This window comes from Clostridium sp. LIBA-8553 (genome assembly GCF_057782465.1).
On the sequence record NZ_CM173489.1, the window covers coordinates 340,183 to 360,828 of the forward strand.

Sequence of the window (20,646 nt, forward strand, 5' to 3'; positions counted from 1 at the left end):
AGGTGATAATATGAATACTACTTTAAAGTATGAGAAAAGGATGTTGCTATTAGTCTATCTTTTATGCTTGGCCTTATTTACCAATATAGCTGTAAAGCAGACACCTATAGATAAGATGGCTTTTATAATAGCAGGTATATTAATAGTTATTATTGGATTTTCACATTTTATAATAAGGAAATTCTATCCCGATGGAGATAAGTATATATTTATCTTTGCATCGGTTTTAGCCGTGGTTGGAATAGCAGTTCTTTATAGATTAGACCCTAAATTAGCAATGAAGCAATTAGTTTGGTTCAGTTTAGGAATAGCAGTTTATATGGGAATTGTAATAGTTATGCCAGATTTAAAGAGTTTTGCAAAATACAAGTATGTTTATATGGGTGGAACTTTAATCTTTATGGCTATGGCTATGGTAATAGGTACCACAATAAATGGTGCTAAAAACTGGGTTTCAATAGGTGGATTTAGTTTTCAACCTTCGGAAATAGGTAAGATATTCTTAATCTTATATTTAGCATCAGCACTTATGAAGTACGAGAAAAAGGATACTTTAAAAGCGGAATTTAAACAACTGTTAGAACCAGCTTTAGTAATTATGTATTCTTTAGGATTTATGGTTTTACAAAAAGACTTGGGATCAGCTCTTATGTTCTTCTTTGTATCTGTTACTATGCTTTATATAGCTACTTGCAATTGGAAGTATGTTACTGCAGGATTAGGCTTATTTGCAATAGGCGGAACAGCAAGTTATTTCTTATTTGGCCATGTGAAAAGAAGAGTTATGGTTTGGAGAGATGTCTGGAAATATGCTAATGACCAAAGTTATCAAATAGTTCAAGGATTCTATGCGATGTCTTTAGGTGGTATGTTTGGAACAGGGCTTTATAATGGATATCCAAAGTTGGTTCCTTTTGTACAGACAGACTTTATATTTACTCTAATAGCTCAGGAATTAGGTTTAGTATTTGGAATAGGGTTACTATTATTATATTTCTTACTATTCTATAGAGGGATAAGAGCAGCTTTAAATACTGATGATCCATTCTCACAATTAAATGCTGTTGGGTTTAGTACCCTTATAGTTGCTCAGGTTTTAGTAATTATAGGCGGTGTCTTTGCGGTTATTCCTTTAACAGGTATAACTCTTCCTTTAGTTAGTTATGGAGGAACATCTATGCTTACAATCTTCATTGCCTTAGGAATACTTCAGAAAATTTCAGAGGAGGGACTAAGATAGATGGCTAAGAAAAAAGATTTATCAGGTAGCATAAGAAAAGTTATGTTTGTTTATTTATTACTATTAGTTGGGCTTATATCGTATATAGCGTATTTTCAATTAATAAAAGCACCAAAAATAGCTCAGATGGATAGTAATAGTGCTGTTATGGCCGCTCAAAACGAGGTCATAAGAGGAGATATAAAGGATAAAGATGGCAATGTTCTCGCTAAAAGTACTAAGAGCGGTGATTTAACTCAAAAGAGAGAATATCCTTATGGGGAAATATACTCACATCCAATTGGATATGCTAGTGGAGTATATGGAAACTCAGGCTTAGAGGGAGCATATTCAAAGGAGTTAACTACTTATCAAAATGTATCACTAAAAGCTTTCTTAAAATCATTTAACTTCAAAAAAGATTTTAAAGAAAGAAATGAGAGCGATACTAAGGTCGGAAATAGTGTTGTAACAACTTTAGATACTGATTTACAAAAGGCAGCATATGCAGCTTTAGGAGCTAATAGAGGGGCTGTAGTTGCTATGAATCCTAAAACAGGTGAGATTTTAGCAAGTGTATCAAAACCAGGATTTAATCCTAATGATATGAAAGCAACATATGAAATAGCTAACAATCCTAATGGAAATCCAAAGGACGCTATATTAGTTGACAGAGCTATTAATGGTCAATATCCTCCAGGATCTACATTTAAGGTTGTAACTTTAACATCTGCTTTAGAAAATATTCCAGGAATAACACAAAGAACATTTAGTGATAATGGTACAATAAATGTTGGAACAAAGGATTTACCAAATGAAAATGGAACTGCTTACGGAGATATAAGCTTAAGAAAAGCACTTTCAGTTTCAAGTAACGTAGTATTTGGAGGAATTCTTGGCGAAGAGCTTGGAAATAAAAAGTTAAGAGAAACTGCTGAAAAATATGGATTTAATCAAGATTTATCTTTAGGTAATCTTAAGGCTTTTTCAGGAAAATTCCCTGACAGAAAAACTGTAGATAAAGGTCTTATAGCATATGATGCCATAGGTCAAGGAGATGTTTTAGCAAGTCCACTTGAAATGGCAATGGTTGCATCTACAGTAGCTAATAACGGGGTTCTTATGCAACCATATATGGTTAGTAAGATTGTTGATAAAGATGGAGACACAGTAAAAGAATTTAAATCTGAAAAGAAAAGTACTGTAATGTCTAAAAACGATGCTCAAATAATAAATGAATATATGCAAGGGGTAACAAATGATAGAATAAATGATAACTGGGGATACTTTAGAGGCATGAATGTGGCAGCTAAAACTGGTACAGCACAGGTTCCAGATGGAAATTCTCATGCATGGTTAATAGCTTTCGCACCAGCTAATGATCCTCAAATAGCCGTTGCAACTATAGTTGAAAATGGTGGTTCAGGATCTAGAGTAGCAGCTCCGGTTACAGCTAAGGTAATGCAAGCATATTTCAATAAATAAGAGCAAAATTAAAAGAAATGTAAAAAAATATTTCTTGATTTTATCTTGAAAAATAGATAACTTATAAATTATAAAACTTAATATAATAGAATTGATTTTAAAATTTAATCGCCCTAATATTACTGTATTTCAATAGTATGTTAGGGCGTATTGCTTATGGAGAAATAGTAATAATTCTGTTTCTTTAATTAAGAATTTATATGTTATTTTATAATTACTTATTTTTAATTTGATAATATTTTTAGATAAATAAGTAATATAAGAATAAATATAATTTGGCAAGTTTAAGATAGATATAATATGAACATTAAGATGAGAGATTAGAGGTGATAAGATGTTTGATTTTCAGCATCAATTAAAAATATTACCTGATAAGCCAGGGGTTTACATAATGAAAAATTCCCTTGGAGAGGTAATTTATGTTGGAAAAGCAAAGATATTAAAAAATAGAGTAAGACAATATTTCCAAAATTCTAAAAATCATACTGAAAAAGTAAGGACTATGGTTAAACATATAGCTGAATTTGAATACATAATTACTGATTCTGAAATGGAGGCATTAATTTTAGAATGCAACCTTATTAAAAAATATAGTCCAAGATATAACATAGCTTTAAAGGATGATAAATTTTATCCTTTTATAAAAATAACTACCAATGAGGATTTCCCAAGAGTATATGTTACAAGAAATTTTGCAAAGGATGGAAATAAATATTTTGGACCATATACAAATGGAACAGCTGTTTATGAGGTTATGGGACTTATTAAGAAGCTATTTCCTTTAAGAACATGTAAAAAGGCTATTATAGAAGGCGGAGAGACTACTAGAGCGTGTTTAAATTATCATATTAATCTTTGTAAAGCTCCTTGTGCTGGATATATTTCTAAAAATGATTATGGAAAGATGATAGATGAAATAATTAGCATTTTAAATGGAACAGATACATCAATTGTAAAAAAATTAAAAGTTGAAATGGAAACAGCTGCTGAGGAATTAGAGTTTGAAAAGGCAGCGAAGATTAGAGATAGAATCTTGGCTATAGAATTAATTAGTGAAAAACAAAAGATGTTTACTGTAAAAGAGGGCGATGAAGACTTTATTGATTTATATACTGATGAGAAGGACGGATGCGCTCAAATTTTCTTTGTTAGAGAGGGAAAGGTTACAGGAAGAGAACACTTCATGTTGGAGAATGTAAGTGAAGAACCTGTAAAAGAAATTATTAGTTCTTTTATAGCATCATTTTATGGAGGAACAGCACAAATACCTAAGACTATATATGTTCCGGAAGAAATAGAAGATCAAGAATTAATAGAGAAATTTCTTACAGATAAGAGAGGTTCAAAGGTATGGATAAAGGTTCCTAAAAAAGGGGACAAAAAGAATCTTTTAGATATGGTTAGAAACAATGCTAAAATAATGTTGGATCAGTTTAAAGAAAAAATGGTGGAGGAAAAGGAACTAAATAAATCAGCCTTAACTGAGTTAGCGGATGTTTTAGGGTTAGATTCTTTACCAGCTAGAATAGAGGCTTATGATATATCAAATATTCAAGGTGTAGATTCAGTAGGAACAATGGTAGTCTTTGAAAATGGAAAGGCTAAGAATTCTGATTATAGAAGATTTAAAATAAAAAGTGTTCAAGGACCTAATGATTATGAAAGCATGAGGGAAATTTTAAGTAGGAGATTTGCTCATGGATTAGAAGAAGTAAATAAAATCCAAGAGAGAAATTTAGAATATTCAAAGGGAAAATTCTGTATTTTTCCAGATTTAATAATGATGGATGGTGGAAAAGGCCAGGTTAACATAGCCTTAGAAGTACTAAATGAGTTTGGGGTTGAAATTCCTGTCTGTGGCCTTGTTAAAGATGATAAGCATAGGACTAGAGGAATTATATTCAATAATGAAGAAATACTCGTTAAAAGAGGCTCTGGGCTTATGAATTTAATAACTAGAATACAAGATGAGGTTCATAGATATGCTATAACATATCATAGAAGTCTAAGAGATAAAAGAACACTACATTCAATTCTAGAAGACATACCTAGAATTGGAGAAAAAAGAAGAAGAAATCTTCTTATTAAATTTGGAAGTATAGAAAATATTAAGAAGGCAACTCTAGAAGAACTATTAGAAACACCAGGAGTAGATAAAAAGGCTGCTGAAAGTATAAAAAAATATTTTTCAAGCTAGTTTTTAATAACAAAATTTAATTTATAGATAGTATATGTATAATTTTAATAACAAAAATTGACTTGAGATAATATATATAATATTATAGCATAGGAAAATAAAAAAAATTTGTACTAAATATTGAAAAAATGTCAAGAATTAATTTATACTATTAAATTAGGATATTAAATTTAAAATTGAGGAGTTTGGGTATGAATCAATACATGGAGTTTTATAAATTATTAGGTGAATTTTATAATGAAGAAGATATTACTGTGGATTCTCCAATGAGTGAACATATTTACTTTAGAGTAGGAGGACCAGCAGATATACTAGTAACTCCTGTTAATGAAGAACAAGTAGTTAATACTTTAAAACTTTGTAGGGAATATAATGTACCATATTTTATCTTAGGTAATGGTTCTAATATTTTAGTTAAAGATGGTGGAATTTCTGGAGTTGTAATTAAATTCAATAAATTAAATAAGGTTACTTCAGAAGGAAATTGCGTGACAGCTCAAAGTGGAGCTTTATTAAAGGATGTATCAAAAGCTGCTTTAGAAAATAATTTAAGAGGCTTTGAATTTGCATGTGGAATACCAGGTAGCATAGGTGGAGCAGTATTTATGAATGCTGGAGCTTATGATGGAGAAATGGCTCATGTAATAAAATCAGCTAGAGTAATTGATGAAAATTATAATATTAAAGATTTAACTAAAGAAGAATTAGAACTTGGTTATAGAAGTTCAATAGTTATGAAAAAAGGATATGTGGTTTTAGAAGCTACAGTTGAACTTGAAAGTGGAGAATATACTAGTATAAAAGATAAGATTGATGATCTTACAAACAGAAGAGAAAGTAAACAGCCTTTAGAATATCCATCAGCAGGTAGTACATTTAAAAGACCAGAAGGATATTTTGCTGGAAAGCTAATTCAAGACTCAGGATTGAAAGGTTTCTCAATAGGAGGAGCTGCTGTTTCAGAAAAGCATTCAGGTTTTGTAATAAACAAAGGTGGGGCTACAGCTAAAGATGTTTTAGATGTTATAGCTCATGTTCAAAAAACAGTCAAAGAAAATTTTGGTGTTGATCTTCACACTGAAGTTAGAATAATAGGTAGAGATTAAAGAATAAATAAAAATAGAGCCTAATAAAGGCTCTATTTTTTATTTCTCAATTAAATTAGTATTTAATATAAGTGTAGAAATATATTAAGTAATACGTATATAAATGTTACTCCAAAGAAAATATTGGAGATCCAAAATAAAATTTTACCATAAGGAAATTTTACTTTTCTAATGTTTTCTACATTTAAAGATTTTAGAATTTCTAAAAATTTATTTAAATCATCATCATTGTGTTCTATGGAGCCTACTAACATATACTTTTTAGGTATATTTAAATCATTTTTTCCAAGTTTATTAAATTCTATGAAAAGAGTATTTCTACTAAATTCCATAAAGTCTCTTATACTTTTATTTGATATAAAAGCTGTTTTTATATATTTAATAGGAATTGTTGTTGTGTCTATAACTCTAAAATAACTGTCTAAATTATAAAATAAAAGTTTATCTTCAGTAACATAAACTCTATAGGCAACTGCGTTTTTTGAGAAACCTATTGATAAAACTTTAAAAGTATAGTCATCAAAAGAATACAATAAAGTCTTATAAATAAGTTTATCTTTAGGAATAGGACATTCTTTATCTAAAGCTTCTAAGACAATGTCTCTTAATACCTTACCATTCCTAACATAATTGAGAGTATCATCGGCTTCATTACCAAGATTATTTACTACTTTTATAATATTTTTAAGCGAAAAGTCTGCATTAATATCATCAAAATTATTCTCTAAATATGGATTTATAGCAAATTTTATAGCTGTTTTGATTCTTCTTTTTTGTTCTTCAGTGAGATTTATATCGGGTAAGTCATTATCATTTATTTCAACTAGATTAAAAGTGTTTATCATATAAAAAACCTCCTTAGTTTAATTAATATATAAGTCTAAGTATTCATTAAGTAATTCTTTCATCAGAATAATTTTCGTCATTAGTAATTGATAGCTTTTTGCGTCCTCGCAAAATCCTGAGACTCACAGCTTTGGGTGTCATATTAAAGTCATTAGCTATATCTTTAATACTTTTATTTAAGAAAAAGCGTTGAATAAATATTTTTCTATCTAATTCTTTAAAATTATTAATTTCTTTTTTTATAGCTTCTAACTCAGCTCTTGATATGACTTGTTCTTCAACAGAATCAGTATCTTTACTTTCCTCTTTAAGCTTTATATTTTCAAAATGTTTTTTTTCTTTTCTAAGAATATCAATAGCACTATATTTAGTTATAGCAGCTAGCCAGTTTTTAAATTTACTTTTATCATAGTCATATCCCTGTATATTTTCCCAAACTTTTAAAAGTACATCATTTACACATTCTTCACTAAGTTCTTTTGAGTTAAGTTGCATATAAGCTAATTTATATATTAAATTTCCAAAGATATCTAAAACATACTCAAGTGCATTGGGATTTCCTTTTTTTAATTCTTCTATAAAGGTATTTTCCATAGTATCCTCTCCAAACTAATTTTTTATTGAAATTTTAAGTTGGTAAGTTTAAGACTATTTGAGAAATAAACAAGAGGATAAAAAATATAATTGCTATTACAGTGATTATTAAATTTTTGGTCTTTTCTCTAGAAGTTACTTCTAAAGGGGTAGTATCAACACCTAAAGAATGAAGTGTATTTAAGAGTTCATAGAGCTCTGGAACATTCTCTCCTTTTTCACCAACTAAGTAATAGGTACTAGGAAGTGAAAGGTTATTTTTAGTTGATTTATCTAAATTAATAATTAAGGTATTACAGCTAAAAGGTATATAATTTTTTTTATCATATTTGCTTATAAAAGCAGATTGGATATATTTTAAAGGTAATTTAGTTGTATTTATAACTCTAAAGTAATTATCTAGGTTATAAATAAATAGTTCATCTTTTGTAACATATATTCTGTGTGAGAAAACAGAGTCGGAATATAATATACCGACTGTTTTAAAAGAGTAATCCACAGGAATATATAATAATGTTTTATATAAAATATCATTTCCGTTAATAGGGCATTCTTTATCTAAGGCTTCTATTACTAAATCCCTTAGTATTTTTCCACCTTTAACATGGTTAAGAACCTCTTTAGATGAATTGCCAAGATTATTTGTAATCTTAGACAGGTTAGAGTTTGATAAATCAATACCAACTGAATTTTTGTCTAAAGATAAATATGGGTTAATTAAATTCTTAAAAATTTTTTTTATTTTTTTCCTCTGTTCATCTGAAAGTTCAACATCAGGTAGGATATCTTCATTTATATCAATTAAATCAAATTTTTTCATAATTAATCTTAGAAAGTTAAAAGAAACTTTCTACGTTTCACCTCCGTATAGACTTATTTATAATTATACAATTAATTTCATAATAATTAATAAATTGTAAGAATAAGTATTTTAATAAATTAAGTGCTAAGTTAAATATAACTTTATTTAACAATGTTTCTATTAATTAGTTCGTAAGAAAAAAGAAAATGCTTCAAAATTAAATAAGTTTTTTTAAAATTTTATAATAGGTATGAATTTTATTTAGGGATTGTATCAAAATAACTTATAAATAAAACTTATAAATTCTTAATGAAATTCAGTGATTCTCAGAACGCATTTATAAGTTTTATATTGAAGTTTTGATATAGTCAAATTTTTTAGTTAGTTAATATTTAAGGAAAAGGTATAGAGGTATACTGTGAGAAAATATAGGAATTCTCATTAAAATAATTTTAAAACTAGAGTAGTGAGAATTCGATTTGTATAATGGTATAAAAACTTTATGAATTAGTAATTTTTAAGTTTGCTAATTAGTAATTTTTTGAATTGATTTTTTAGGAAAATGAACTGATTTTTTAATAATAATTTAAAGGAGGCTATTAAGATGAAGTTTAAAGTTAGAGATGAGGTCTTAAGGATTGAGAAGTATGTAGCTGGAAAACCTATATCAGAAGTTAAAAGAGAACTAGGGCTTGAAAAAGTAGTTAAACTAGCATCAAATGAAAATCCATTAGGATGTTCTCCTAAGGTAAAAGAAGGATTAAAGAAATTAGTTGATGAAACATTTCTTTATCCAGATGCAAATAGCTTTGAGTTGAAGAGTCTTTTAGCAGAAAATTTAGGTGTAAGTGAAAATCAGATTTTTTGTGGAGCTGGATCTGATTCGCTAATAAAAGTTATATGTAATACATTAATAAATTCAGGAGAAGAAAACATAGTAGGAGAAGTTACATTTCCTAGATATGAGACCAATATAGAACTTATGGGTGGTAAAGCAATTAAGATTCCCTTGAAGGATATGAAATTGGATTTAGAGGAAATGGTTAATGCAATTACGCCTAATACAAGAACAATATGGTTCTGTAATCCCAATAATCCAACAGGAAATTCCTTTGGAATAGAAGATATAAAGGAGTTATTAGATAGGATACCGAAGAGTGTTTATATAATAATGGATGAAGCTTATGTAGATTATGTTTCTAGAGAAGATTATCCAGATTCCATAGAACTTTTAAATAAATATGAAAATTTAATAGTTCTTAGAACTTTTTCAAAAGCCTATGGTTTAGCATCTTTAAGAGTTGGTTATGGAGTTGCAAGAAAAGAACTTGTGGATTATTTTAATAGAGTTGTTAATTCCTTTGATGTTAATCTTTATGCACAGGTTGCTGCTATAGAAGCTTTAAAAGATAAGGAATTCTTAGAAGTGGTTAAAGACTTCAATAAAAAACAAAGAGATTACTTAGAACAAGAATTTGAGAATATGGGATTAAAATACGTAAAATCTGATGCAAATTTTATACTGGTAAATGTTAAATGTGATGACAAAAAGTTTTTTAACTATTTACTGCAAAATGGGTATATAATTAGACCAGGTTACTTATTAGGATATCCTCAGTGGATGAGAATAAGTATTGGAAAAGAATATGAAAATAAAGAATTAATTAGACTTATGAAGAGTTATTTAGAGGAAAATTTATAAAATAGACAGCTTTATAAAATGAGTAATAATTACCTTATTTTATGTTATAATTTATTTATAAAATTATTGAATTTGCTTTAATTACTAAGTGATTAAAGCATTTCTTATGTTTCGAAATTTAACTGATTTTAATTAAACTTTAAAAGTTATATTTAAATTCAATTTAGTTTAATATATTTTAGCATTGTAATATAAGATGGACTTTAATTGTGATGAGATAGTATATTCTTTAAAAAGTACTACTAGAATTCAGTATAGGTTTAATATTTTAATTTTGAAGTTAAAAATTAGAAGCTATCAGATAAAATGAATTATATATTTAGGAGATGATAATATGAGATTTGTAATAGTTACTGGGCTTTCAGGTGCAGGAAAAACAGAAGCAACAAGAAGCTTAGAAGATTTAGGATATTTTTGTGTGGACAACTTACCTCCAAAGTTAATACCAAAGTTTGCTGAAGCTTGTGTTCAAAGCGAAGGTAAAATAGATAAGATAGCTTTAGTAATAGATATAAGAGGTGGAATATTCTTTGACGATTTATTTGAAAGTATAGAATATTTAAAAGCTAATAATTTTAATTATGAAATTTTATTCTTAGAAGCTTCAGATGAAGTTTTAGTTAAGAGATTTAAAGAGACTAGAAGAAGTCATCCACTTTCACCAGATGGAAGAATAATAACTGGTATAAGTGAAGAGAGAATGAGACTTAGAGAGCTTAAGGATAGAGCTGATAATATAATTGATACTTCAAATTATCCTATAAGAAATTTAAGAGAAAAAATAAATCTTTTATATGGAGATGGTAAACCAGTTGAGCAAAATCTTTCAATAACTATTTTATCTTTTGGATTTAAATATGGTATTCCTTCAGATTCAGATTTAGTTTTTGATGTTAGATTTATACCTAATCCATTTTATATTCCAGAGTTAAAGCCATTTTCAGGAGAAGATGAACCTGTTAAAAATTATGTGCTTGCTCAAGAAGAAACTAAAGGTTTCTTATCAAGACTTACAGATATGTCAGAGTTCTTAATTCCTAACTATATCAAAGAAGGAAAAAGACAGCTTATTATTTCTATAGGATGTACAGGGGGAAGACATAGATCAGTAGCAATAGCAAATGCTTTATACAAAGAACTACTATCTAAAGGCTTTAGTGTTAGCTTAGAGCATAGAGATATTAATGAGGATATAAATAGAGGGGATAGAAAACTATGATGACGAAAAAAATGCTTAAGCCTGGTATCAAAGTTAAAAGATACATATTTATGGCTTTGGCATCTATAATTACTATGGCTATCGCTATGGCAAAGTTAATTGGTGAGAGACATGTAACTAATATTCAAGATAAAGCTATATTTATAATTCTTATATTTTTTTCGGGGTTAGTTGGTTATAAATCCATAGTTTGGTGTGTTAAATCTGTAGTTTCGCTAGTAAACAAAGGATATATAAATTTATCTATTGAAGAAGATGATTTAGAAGATTTAATAGAAGATGACAGACTTTTAATAAAAGGTCCTAAAATCGTTGTTATAGGAGGTGGGACAGGCCTTTCTACAATGCTTAGAGGACTTAAACATTATACATCAAATATAACTGCGGTAGTAACAGTTGGAGATGATGGTGGTGGATCTGGTATTCTTAGAGAGGATTTAGGTATGCTTCCTCCAGGTGATATAAGAAACTGTATATTAGCATTAGCTAATACAGAACCTTTAATGAATGAATTATTGCAATATAGATTTAATGATGGTAGACTAAAGGGCCAGAGCTTTGGTAATTTATTCTTAGCTGCTATGGATGGAATTTCTGAAAATTTTGAGGACGCTGTTCAAAAAATGAGCTCTGTCCTTGCGGTTAAGGGTGAAGTTTTACCTGTAACTTTAGAAAATATGATTTTAGAAGCTGAACTTATGAATGGACATAAGGTAAGAGGGGAATCTTTAATAGGAGAGGAAGTTATAGACCAAAGTAGTCCAATAAAAAAATTAAAAATAATACCAGAAGATGCTAAAGCTTTAGATAGAGCATTAGAAGCAATAGAGGATGCTGATGCTATAGTTTTAGGACCAGGAAGTTTATATACTAGTGTATTACCTAATCTTCTGGTAAAAGATATAACTAAGGCTATAAAGAAGAGTAAAGCGTTTAAAATATATAATTGTAATATAATGACCCAACCAGGTGAAACTGATGGATTTAAGGTTTCTGATCATGTTAAAGTTATATTAGATCATTGTGGGAAAGATATGGTAGATTGTATAATTGCAAACTCTAAAGATATTTCAGAAGAGCTAAAACAAAAATATTTAGAAAAGAATTCTGAATTTGTAGAGCTTGATATAAATAAGCTTAAGAAAATGGGATTGTGTGTTATTGAAGGTGATTTAATAAAAGTAAATGGGGATTATATAAGACATAATTCAGAGTATTTGGCACAACTTCTCATTGAAACAGTAATGGAAAAGCATTTATTATATGATAGAAAGAAAATTTTAGAGTATATATATTTATCACAAAGAATCAAGAAAAGAGAAAGTTTAAATAGGAAGGAGCAATCATGTCATTTTCAGCAAAAGTAAAGGGAGAAATATGTAGATATATTGATATATCAAAGGAAGAAGCTCTTGCTCAAATATCAGCTATCATGAAGGTTTGTGGAACACTTGCTTTTAGTGGTAGACAAATAAGCTTCAAAATGACAACAGAAAATCCTGCATCGGCAAGATTGATGTTTACTATATTAAAGGATTACTTTGACATACACGCAAAGCTTATGGTTAAAAAAAGTAATTCCTTAAAGAAAAATAATATTTATATGGTTGTTGTAACTGAAGACATGGGAGTAAAAAAGTTACTTGAAATAACAGGAATATTAAGGGAAATAGAAGGAATAATGTCATTAGACTATCATATAGATGAAGATTTAGTTGATACAGAAGCTAAGAAAAAGGCATATATTAGAGGGGCTTTTATCGGTGGTGGAAGTATAAGTAATCCTGAAAAAACTTATCATTTAGAGTTTGTTACTCATTCACAAGAATATGCAGAGGATTTAGGAAAACTTATCAATACATTTGGTTTAAAATCAAAGGTAATACAAAGAAAAAATAGTTACATAGTCTATATAAAAGAAGGAGAGCAGATAGTTGATTTATTAAATATAATTGGAGCTCATACAGCACTTCTAGAACTTGAAAACATTAGAATTATGAAGGAAATGAGGAACAATGTAAATAGACTTGTAAACTGTGAGACTGCAAACCTTAGCAAAACTGTAAATGCAGCAGTTAGACAGGTTGAGAGTATAAAACTTATAGAGAGAGAGATTGGTCTTGCAAGACTTCCAAAAAATTTAAGAGAGGTTGCAGAGCTAAGATTAACTTATCCTGAGGAATCATTAAAGGAGCTTGGGGAAATGCTTGAGCCTCCAGTTGGTAAATCAGGAGTAAATCATAGATTAAGAAAAATTGAAAAAATAGCTGAAGAACTTAGAACAGGTAACTTCTAGCAAACTTTTTAAAATCTTTTAAGTGATTATTTTAACAGCAAATATTATATTTGCTGTTAGAAAAACTTAAAAGTTTTTTTATTTAAGGCTATATTTCAGTAAAGTGTTGATTTTTAGATAGTTCTACGAATCTATTTAAAAATTAACATTCAACTAAAACAGAGCCTTATAAAAAATATACCTAATGTTGAGATAATATTAATTTTACTAATGGAGAAACTAATTTTGAAAATAATATTATTTCATATGGAGGTATTAATTATGGTAAAGAAATTTAAAAAAATAAGTTGGCTTTTATTAGGGATTATGGTTTTCGGTCTTATAAGCATGGTTGGATGTACAAAAAAAGCGACTGAAATGCCTGGAGCACCTGGAACAACAGCGAATAATCCATCAGAGTACTTAACAATGTTAGAAGAAAAGATTAAGGCTTATATGGGAGACATAAAACTTGCAGCAGAATATGATTTCTCAGGTGTAACAGAGGAAACTAAGCAGGCAACTTATGACGCTTATAAAAAATACTATACAAATTTAGATACTGAACTTACTAACTTAAAGAATGAGCTTAATAGTAAACTTTCTCATAATGATTCAAAAGTTAATGAAGCGAATAAAAAAATAGTAGAGAATATAGATAATTTAAAAATGTCTATAAGCAATGTTCAAAATGAGTTAAAGGCTAATAAAGACAAATTAATGGCTATGCCAGCAGATGAATTTGTTAATTCTATGAAAGATATTGAAAAATCAGCATATGATGCCAGAGTTAAGCTTCAACAATCTATAGATGATGTAAAAAATACTTTTAAGTAATTTTTTAAGAAGTATATCAAAATAACTCAATAAAACTTATAAATATATTTGGAGAGAATATCTAGATTTGACTAAGAGTTTATCTAGATATTCTCTCCATACTATTTACAAGTTTTATTATTGAGTTTTAATATAATCCTTAATTTATTTCTATTATTTGGTCATATAATATTTCAATATCATCATTTGAAATATATTCATATTCTAAAAGATAGTCAGTGTTAGTGTCAAAATCTGATATAACATATGTTGTTATTGTATCTAATATCCCTAGAGCTTTTGTTTCATATTCATACATCTCATACATATTAATTTTTGAATTGGTATTTTCTTTTTCAATAATCTTAAAATCATAAGAAGATATATCACCTGTTCTCCTTATTGATAGATAGGTTTTCCCCTCTTTAACTTCTATATTTTCTATAGCTATTGTCCCAACTTTTCCAAAAGTATTAGTTTCACCTATTGATAAAGGCATAGTTTCCTTCACAAGATTATCTGCATGGAGTTTACTTCTAGTTTTAGGAACTATATATAGTTTCCCAGGATTGTTAGGAAGAAAATAATTGCCACCATAGTCAACTTGGCCTAAAGTTTCATGCCAAAGTATAAAAGACAATTCACTTTCCGGATTAGTAATTTTTTCATCAGAGTTAATAATTAAAGACGTAGGATATTTTTGTATGGATGATATAACAATTGAATTTCCATTAGCTTTTATTTCTTTATCAATTTTAGTTTCTTCCACCTTTAAGTCATTTATATCAAAAGAAAGATTTAAAGTAGGACTATTAACTGCCCTTAGTTCAGAGTCTGCAATTATGTTTGGAATATTTAATTTAATATTGAATTTTTCTGGTAATTTGTTTCCACTATTAGGCCTTATATAGTAAGTCATCATACCAGCAAAAGTATAATCATCTATAAATTCTCTTTTTTCAACACCGCCTTCATAAGAAATATCCTCACTATATTTAAAATCTGCTTCAAATAAGTATTGGCCTGTTCTATTTAATTTTTCCTTTCCTTTTATTTTAAAAAAGATTGTTGTTTCAATTCCATCATAATAAGCACTTTCTAATGTTAGTGTATAGTCCTCATTGCTGACTTCATAGTTTAGGTTTTGTGCATTTATTTCATAACCACTTAGATTAAATTTATTACTTAAAACTTCTACAACGTCACCTAAAATTGGGATATTCATTGCGTATGTTGGAAAGCAAAGTCCAATACTTAAAATACAAAAGGTTAACATAGCAGCTATTGTTCCTATATGTCTAAAGTTAAATGTCTTTTTCTTAAGATTTTTACATGTATAATCAACTTTAGTTTTTAAAGTCTCTGGTTCTCTTACTTTAGAACCTCTAGCCAGTTCAAAAAGTTTTTTATCAAAATCATCTCTCATAAATACATCCCCCTTAAATAGTGTCCTTAAGAATTTCATATAAAGCTTCTTTTGCTCTAAAAAGTCTAGATTTTACAGTTCCTTCAGCTATATTTAATGCTGTTGAGATATCTTTATATGACATATCATCAAAATAGTAGAGTATTGTTATTACTCTTAAGTCTTCTTTTAAACATTTAATCGCATCATATAAATCTATATTTTCATAGTTTTGAGTTGTATATAACTCATCAGATATTTCTTTTTGGTTGTTTTTATTTTTCTTATAAATTTTATTACACTCATTTATTAAAATTCTTATTAACCATGTTTTAAAATAGCTTTCATCCTTTAAGGTATTAATCTTATTAAAGGCTATTAAAATAGTAGTTTGGATAGCATCTTCAACATCTTCTTCAATCTTTAAAATACCTTTAGCAACTCTATACATAGATGTGAGATTTTCTTTTATTAATAGTTCAAAGTTTTGAGATAGGTCCTCTTTAGTTAATTTTTTGTATGAAACTTTATTAAATGAATTTTTATTAAAAAAACTTATTAGTTCCAATATCATCCCTCCTTTTTCAACTATTAGAGAGTAAATTATACAGAATTGTTCCATAAAAAAATGAGTATTTTCATTTTATTTACAAATAATAAAAAGTTTTGAATGTTTATTTAAAACTTGACTGATTTTTAGGAGTATTATAAATTAATAATTAAAAAATTTTACTTTATAAACTAAGATATTAAAGCCAATAATTGAAATTAATATGGTAAATTAGATATGTTTTCATAAAAAGATTATTTTTGTTTAAGAGGTTAATAATTAGAATTAATACAACAAAGTTTTCTTAGTGTATTTTTATTTAATATGGTAAAATTAATATATTACACTTAAATAAAAACATAGCTTTTAGTATGTAATTTTAATAAAAAAAATGACTATTTATTTAAATTAAAATTAGAAAAATAGTAGTTTATATATCATTAAAAATATTTGATAGAAACAATATGAGAAGGAAGGATGTGAAGGAAATGGGGGATAAAAAGTTTTGTCACTTACATCTACACTCAGGGTATAGCTTGCTTGATGGTTCTGGAAAGATAAAACCACTTATTGAAAGAGCAAAGGAACTTGGAATGGAAAGTATAGCATTAACTGACCATGGTGTTATGTATGGATGTGTTGACTTATATAAAGAGGCTAAAGCACAAGGTATAAAGCCAATTTTAGGTTGTGAAGTTTATGTTGTGCCTAAGTCTAGAAAGATAAAAAGTAATGATGAAGATAATAAAACATATCATTTAGTTCTTCTTGTTAAGAATGAAAAGGGATATGAGAACCTTATGAAGATTGTTTCTGTAGCATCTATTGAGGGATTTTATTATAAACCAAGAATTGATAGAGAGTATTTAAAAGAACATTCAGAAGGAATAATAGCCTTAAGTGCTTGTCTGGGAGGAGAGGTTCAGAAGGCTATTTTAAATGGAAATATAGATAAGGCTAGAGAAGCTGCAACATTCTATAGAGACACCTTTAAGGATGGATTTTATTTAGAACTTCAAAATCATGGTATGGAAGAGCAAAAGAAGGTTAATGAAGTAAATATACAGTTAGCTAAGGAACTTAATATTCCATTAGTAGCAACTAATGATGTTCACTACATAAATCAAGAAGACTCAAAGGCTCATGATATACTTATGTGTATTCAAACTGGAAAGACTGTTGATGACCCAAATAGAAGAAGATATCCATCAGATCAATTTTATTTAAAATCACCAGAAGAAATGTGGGATATGTTTGATTACGTTCCAGAAGCTTTAGAAAACACTTTAAAAATTGCTGAAGAATGTAACTTTGATTATGAGTTCCATGTATCAAAGCTACCTAAGTTCCCATTACCAGAAGGGGTAGAGCCTTTTGACTATTTAAGAAAAACTTGTTTTGATGGTCTTATAGATAGATTAGAAGAGCTTAAGCCACTTAAGGATAATGGGGAATATGATATAGATAAGGTATATGAAATTGGGGAAAGTAATGAGCGTGTTAAAGAAGATATAGAAAGATTAGAATATGAGCTTGGAGTAATCAAGCAGATGGGATATGTAGATTACTTCTTAATAGTTTGGGACTTTATTAAATACGCTAATGATAATGGAATACCAACAGGACCAGGGAGAGGGTCTGCTGCAGGTGCTTTAGTTGCCTATACTTTAGGTATAACAAAGATTGACCCTATGAAATATAGCTTGCTTTTTGAGCGTTTCTTAAATCCTGAAAGGGTAAGTATGCCCGATATAGATTCTGACTTCTGCTATGAGGGAAGACAGCGAGTTATAGACTATGTTGTTGAAAAGTATGGACATGATAATGTATCTCAGATTATAACTTTTGGAACAATGGCTGCAAGAGCTTGCATAAGAGATGTAGGAAGAGCCATGAATTACACCTATGCAGAGGTTGATAGAATAGCTAAACAAATTCCTACAGTACTTGGAGTTACTATAGATAAGGCTTTAGATCTGAATCCAGAGCTTAAAACTATATATGATAGTGAAGAGAGAGTGAAGGAACTTATAGATGTTAGCAGAAGACTAGAGGGGCTTCCAAGACATTCATCAACTCATGCTGCTGGTGTTGTTATAGCATCTCAGCCTTTAGTTGAGTATGTTCCACTTCAAAAAAATGACGAGTCTATAGTAACTCAGTTTGATATGACAACTCTTGAGGAGCTTGGATTATTAAAGATGGACTTCTTAGGACTTAGAACTTTAACTGTTATGCGTGATGCTGTTGATATGATTAAGTACAATAGAGGCGTAGAGGTAGATTTAGATAATCTAGACTTTGACGATAAAGAAGTTTATAAAATGATTGGAGAAGGACATACAGTAGGGGTATTCCAGTTAGAGTCAGCTGGTATGACTTCTTTCATGAAAGAGTTAAAACCAGACTGTCTAGAGGATATTATAGCGGGGATTTCTCTTTATAGACCTGGTCCAATGGCGGAAATACCAAGATATATTGATGGAAAAAGAGATCCTAAATCAGTAGAATATATAGTTCCTGAACTTGAAAGTATACTAAACGTAACTTATGGAGTTATGGTTTACCAAGAGCAGGTTATGGAGATTGTTAGAAAGCTAGCAGGGTATTCTATGGGAAGAAGTGACCTTGTTAGAAGAGCCATGTCTAAGAAAAAGCATAAGGTAATGGAAGAGGAAAGAAAGAACTTCATTTATGGAGTTGAAGACGAAAATGGAAATATTGAGGTGCCAGGTTGCTTAAGAAATGGAATATCAGCTGAGGCAGCCAATAAAATATTTGACTCCATGATGGATTTTGCATCTTATGCATTTAACAAAAGTCATGCTGCTGCTTATGCCGTAATAGGATTTCAAACTGCATACTTAATGAGATATTATCCAGTAGAGTTTTTAGCAGCTATGCTTAACTCTGTTATGGGAAACAGTGATAAGGTATCTGAATATATAAGAAGTGCAGAAAAGCTTGGAATTCAGGTGTTACCACCAGATATAAATGAAAGTTACACTAAGTTTACTGTTAAAGGAGATACCATAAGATTTGGTATGGGAGCTATAAAGAACGTTGGAATTAACGTTGTTGCTAACATATCTTCTTCTAGAGATGAAAAAGGTAAATTTAATTCTCTTATGGATTTTTGTAATAAGATAGATTTAAGTATTGTTAATAAGAGAGCTGTTGAGAGTTTGATTAAGGCTGGAACCTTTGACAGCTTAAAGGTATATAGATCACAATTATTATCTGTTTTTGAAAGGATAATGGATGGAGTTTACTCTCAAAGAAAGAAGAACATAGATGGTCAAATGTCTTTATTTGGAGCTATACAAGAGGAAAGTAATAATTTAGAGATTAGTTATCCTAATATAAAAGAGTTTAATAAAAAGTATATGCTTGCTATGGAAAAAGAGATGACAGGTCTCTATATGAGTGGGCATCCTCTTGATGACTATGAAAAGCCTTTAAAGGAGCAAACTTCAATAACTATAGAAAAAATAGTTGAGGCTCAAAAGAATTTAAGCGAACAGAAGGATGTTGAATTAGAAGATTTAGTTATAGATAATTCTTTAAGTGATGGAACAAGGGTAATTGTAGGAGGAATTCTTACTAATGTATCTAGAAAAGTAACTAGAAATAATACACTTATGGCATTTGCAAAAATTGAGGATTTAACAGGATATTTAGAATGTGTTATATTCCCAAAAACTTTAGAAAAATGTAATACCCTAGTGAATGAAGATTCTTTTGTTTTAATAAGAGGAAGAGTTTCTCTAAAAGAAGATGAAGAGCCAAAGATACTTTGTGAGGACATACAACCATTAGAGTTAATGAATTCATCTAAGGTTTATATAAAGGTAGAAGATAAGGCAAAAGCTAATATGATAGTTAAGCCATTAAAAGTTTTATTATCACAATACAAAGGAGATTCTCCAGTGTATGTTTTTGCTGAAAAAGAAAAAGCCTCTTTTAGATTAAATAGAGATATGTGGGTTAATTTAGAGACCGATGTAATAGATTTTTTAATCAGTAAATTTGGCAAAGAGAATGTAAAAGTAGTTGAAACTTAGTTCTTAGAATTCGGGGAATGGTGAAAAAATAAACAAAATAGGAAATTAATGTCCACTTGTAAGAGGGAAGTTATGAGTTAAAAATATTTTCTAAATAGATAAGTATTAACGATTACTTATTGAGTTTTGGAGAGATATTTTAGAAGAAGCACTCGTAAAAACTCCTCTTAAAGTGGACTTTTTTTCAAAAAGTGATAAAATAAATTTGTAAATTTTCTTAAAATTAAAAAAATATATTCTTTTTACATAATTAAACAAATTTTTTTATAAAAAAAGTGTTAATTTAGTTTAAAACGAGCTGTATAGTTAAATTTTGACTTATAACTTTTAATATTTATTTAAATATTAAAATGAAATTAGAGCATA

15 protein-coding genes are annotated in these 20,646 nt (G+C 28.8%); 10 read left to right on the forward strand and 5 right to left on the reverse strand.

Annotated features, from left to right (window positions below; translation table 11 throughout):
* The first annotated feature begins 10 nt into the window (after nucleotides 1-10).
* From AC2JAQ_RS01415 to murB, 4 genes are all read left to right on the forward strand, one after another.
* Nucleotides 11-1,240, forward strand: a complete 1,230-nt coding sequence (locus AC2JAQ_RS01415; protein ID WP_488457553.1) for an FtsW/RodA/SpoVE family cell cycle protein — start codon at nucleotides 11-13, stop codon at nucleotides 1,238-1,240.
* On the forward strand, nucleotides 1,241-2,704 hold the full coding sequence (locus AC2JAQ_RS01420; protein WP_488457554.1) for a peptidoglycan D,D-transpeptidase FtsI family protein: 1,464 nt from the start codon (nucleotides 1,241-1,243) through the stop codon (nucleotides 2,702-2,704).
* A 334-nt stretch (nucleotides 2,705-3,038) separates the two neighbouring features.
* A complete protein-coding gene (gene uvrC, locus AC2JAQ_RS01425) occupies nucleotides 3,039-4,901 on the forward strand; it encodes an excinuclease ABC subunit UvrC (RefSeq protein WP_488457555.1) in 1,863 nt (620 codons plus the stop codon).
* A gap of 191 nt (nucleotides 4,902-5,092) precedes the next feature.
* Nucleotides 5,093-6,007 (forward strand): UDP-N-acetylmuramate dehydrogenase, encoded by a 915-nt coding sequence (murB, locus tag AC2JAQ_RS01430; protein WP_488457556.1) that lies wholly within the window; start codon nucleotides 5,093-5,095, stop codon nucleotides 6,005-6,007.
* A gap of 62 nt (nucleotides 6,008-6,069) precedes the next feature.
* Here murB and AC2JAQ_RS01435 read toward each other — a convergent pair whose 3' ends face one another.
* The 3 genes from AC2JAQ_RS01435 to AC2JAQ_RS01445 are packed head-to-tail and all read right to left on the reverse strand — an operon-like array spanning nucleotide 6,070 to nucleotide 8,267.
* Nucleotides 6,070-6,852 (reverse strand): hypothetical protein, encoded by a 783-nt coding sequence (locus AC2JAQ_RS01435; protein WP_488457557.1) that lies wholly within the window; start codon nucleotides 6,850-6,852, stop codon nucleotides 6,070-6,072.
* Nucleotides 6,853-6,898: 46 nt separating this feature from the next.
* Nucleotides 6,899-7,447, reverse strand: coding sequence for a sigma-70 family RNA polymerase sigma factor (locus AC2JAQ_RS01440; RefSeq protein ID WP_488457558.1), 549 nt, complete (start codon nucleotides 7,445-7,447; stop codon nucleotides 6,899-6,901).
* A 34-nt stretch (nucleotides 7,448-7,481) separates the two neighbouring features.
* Nucleotides 7,482-8,267, reverse strand: a complete 786-nt coding sequence (locus AC2JAQ_RS01445) for a hypothetical protein (protein WP_488457559.1) — start codon at nucleotides 8,265-8,267, stop codon at nucleotides 7,482-7,484.
* A gap of 586 nt (nucleotides 8,268-8,853) precedes the next feature.
* Between AC2JAQ_RS01445 and hisC the strand changes: the two genes are divergently transcribed.
* The 5 genes from hisC to AC2JAQ_RS01470 all read left to right on the forward strand — a co-directional run bounded on the left by hisC (nucleotide 8,854) and on the right by AC2JAQ_RS01470 (nucleotide 14,282).
* Nucleotides 8,854-9,951 (forward strand): histidinol-phosphate transaminase, encoded by a 1,098-nt coding sequence (hisC, locus tag AC2JAQ_RS01450; protein WP_488457560.1) that lies wholly within the window; start codon nucleotides 8,854-8,856, stop codon nucleotides 9,949-9,951.
* A 334-nt stretch (nucleotides 9,952-10,285) separates the two neighbouring features.
* Nucleotides 10,286-11,170 carry an RNase adapter RapZ gene (gene rapZ / locus AC2JAQ_RS01455; RefSeq protein ID WP_488457561.1) on the forward strand — a complete coding sequence of 295 codons (885 nt, stop codon included), beginning with the start codon at nucleotides 10,286-10,288 and terminating at the stop codon, nucleotides 11,168-11,170.
* Nucleotides 11,167-12,537: a gluconeogenesis factor YvcK family protein gene (locus AC2JAQ_RS01460; protein ID WP_423238054.1), complete on the forward strand. Its 1,371-nt coding sequence runs from the start codon at nucleotides 11,167-11,169 to the stop codon at nucleotides 12,535-12,537. The genes rapZ and AC2JAQ_RS01460 overlap by 4 nt, the downstream gene beginning before the upstream one ends.
* Nucleotides 12,516-13,466 (forward strand): DNA-binding protein WhiA, encoded by a 951-nt coding sequence (gene whiA, locus AC2JAQ_RS01465; protein WP_322504603.1) that lies wholly within the window; start codon nucleotides 12,516-12,518, stop codon nucleotides 13,464-13,466. Before AC2JAQ_RS01460 ends, whiA begins: the two co-directional genes overlap by 22 nt.
* A 261-nt stretch (nucleotides 13,467-13,727) precedes the next feature.
* Nucleotides 13,728-14,282 carry a hypothetical protein gene (locus AC2JAQ_RS01470; protein WP_488457562.1) on the forward strand — a complete coding sequence of 185 codons (555 nt, stop codon included), beginning with the start codon at nucleotides 13,728-13,730 and terminating at the stop codon, nucleotides 14,280-14,282.
* A gap of 139 nt (nucleotides 14,283-14,421) precedes the next feature.
* Here AC2JAQ_RS01470 and AC2JAQ_RS01475 read toward each other — a convergent pair whose 3' ends face one another.
* Both AC2JAQ_RS01475 and AC2JAQ_RS01480 read right to left on the reverse strand, forming a co-directional pair.
* Complete coding sequence (locus tag AC2JAQ_RS01475; RefSeq protein WP_488457563.1) at nucleotides 14,422-15,687, reverse strand: DUF4179 domain-containing protein; 1,266 nt, start codon at nucleotides 15,685-15,687, stop codon at nucleotides 14,422-14,424.
* 13 nt (nucleotides 15,688-15,700) lie between these two features.
* A complete protein-coding gene (locus AC2JAQ_RS01480; protein ID WP_488457564.1) occupies nucleotides 15,701-16,234 on the reverse strand; it encodes an RNA polymerase sigma factor in 534 nt (177 codons plus the stop codon).
* A 470-nt stretch (nucleotides 16,235-16,704) separates the two neighbouring features.
* Here AC2JAQ_RS01480 and AC2JAQ_RS01485 point away from each other — a divergent pair, with 470 nt between their 5' ends.
* Nucleotides 16,705-20,280: a DNA polymerase III subunit alpha gene (locus tag AC2JAQ_RS01485; RefSeq protein ID WP_488457565.1), complete on the forward strand. Its 3,576-nt coding sequence runs from the start codon at nucleotides 16,705-16,707 to the stop codon at nucleotides 20,278-20,280.
* Nucleotides 20,281-20,646: the final 366 nt, after the last annotated feature.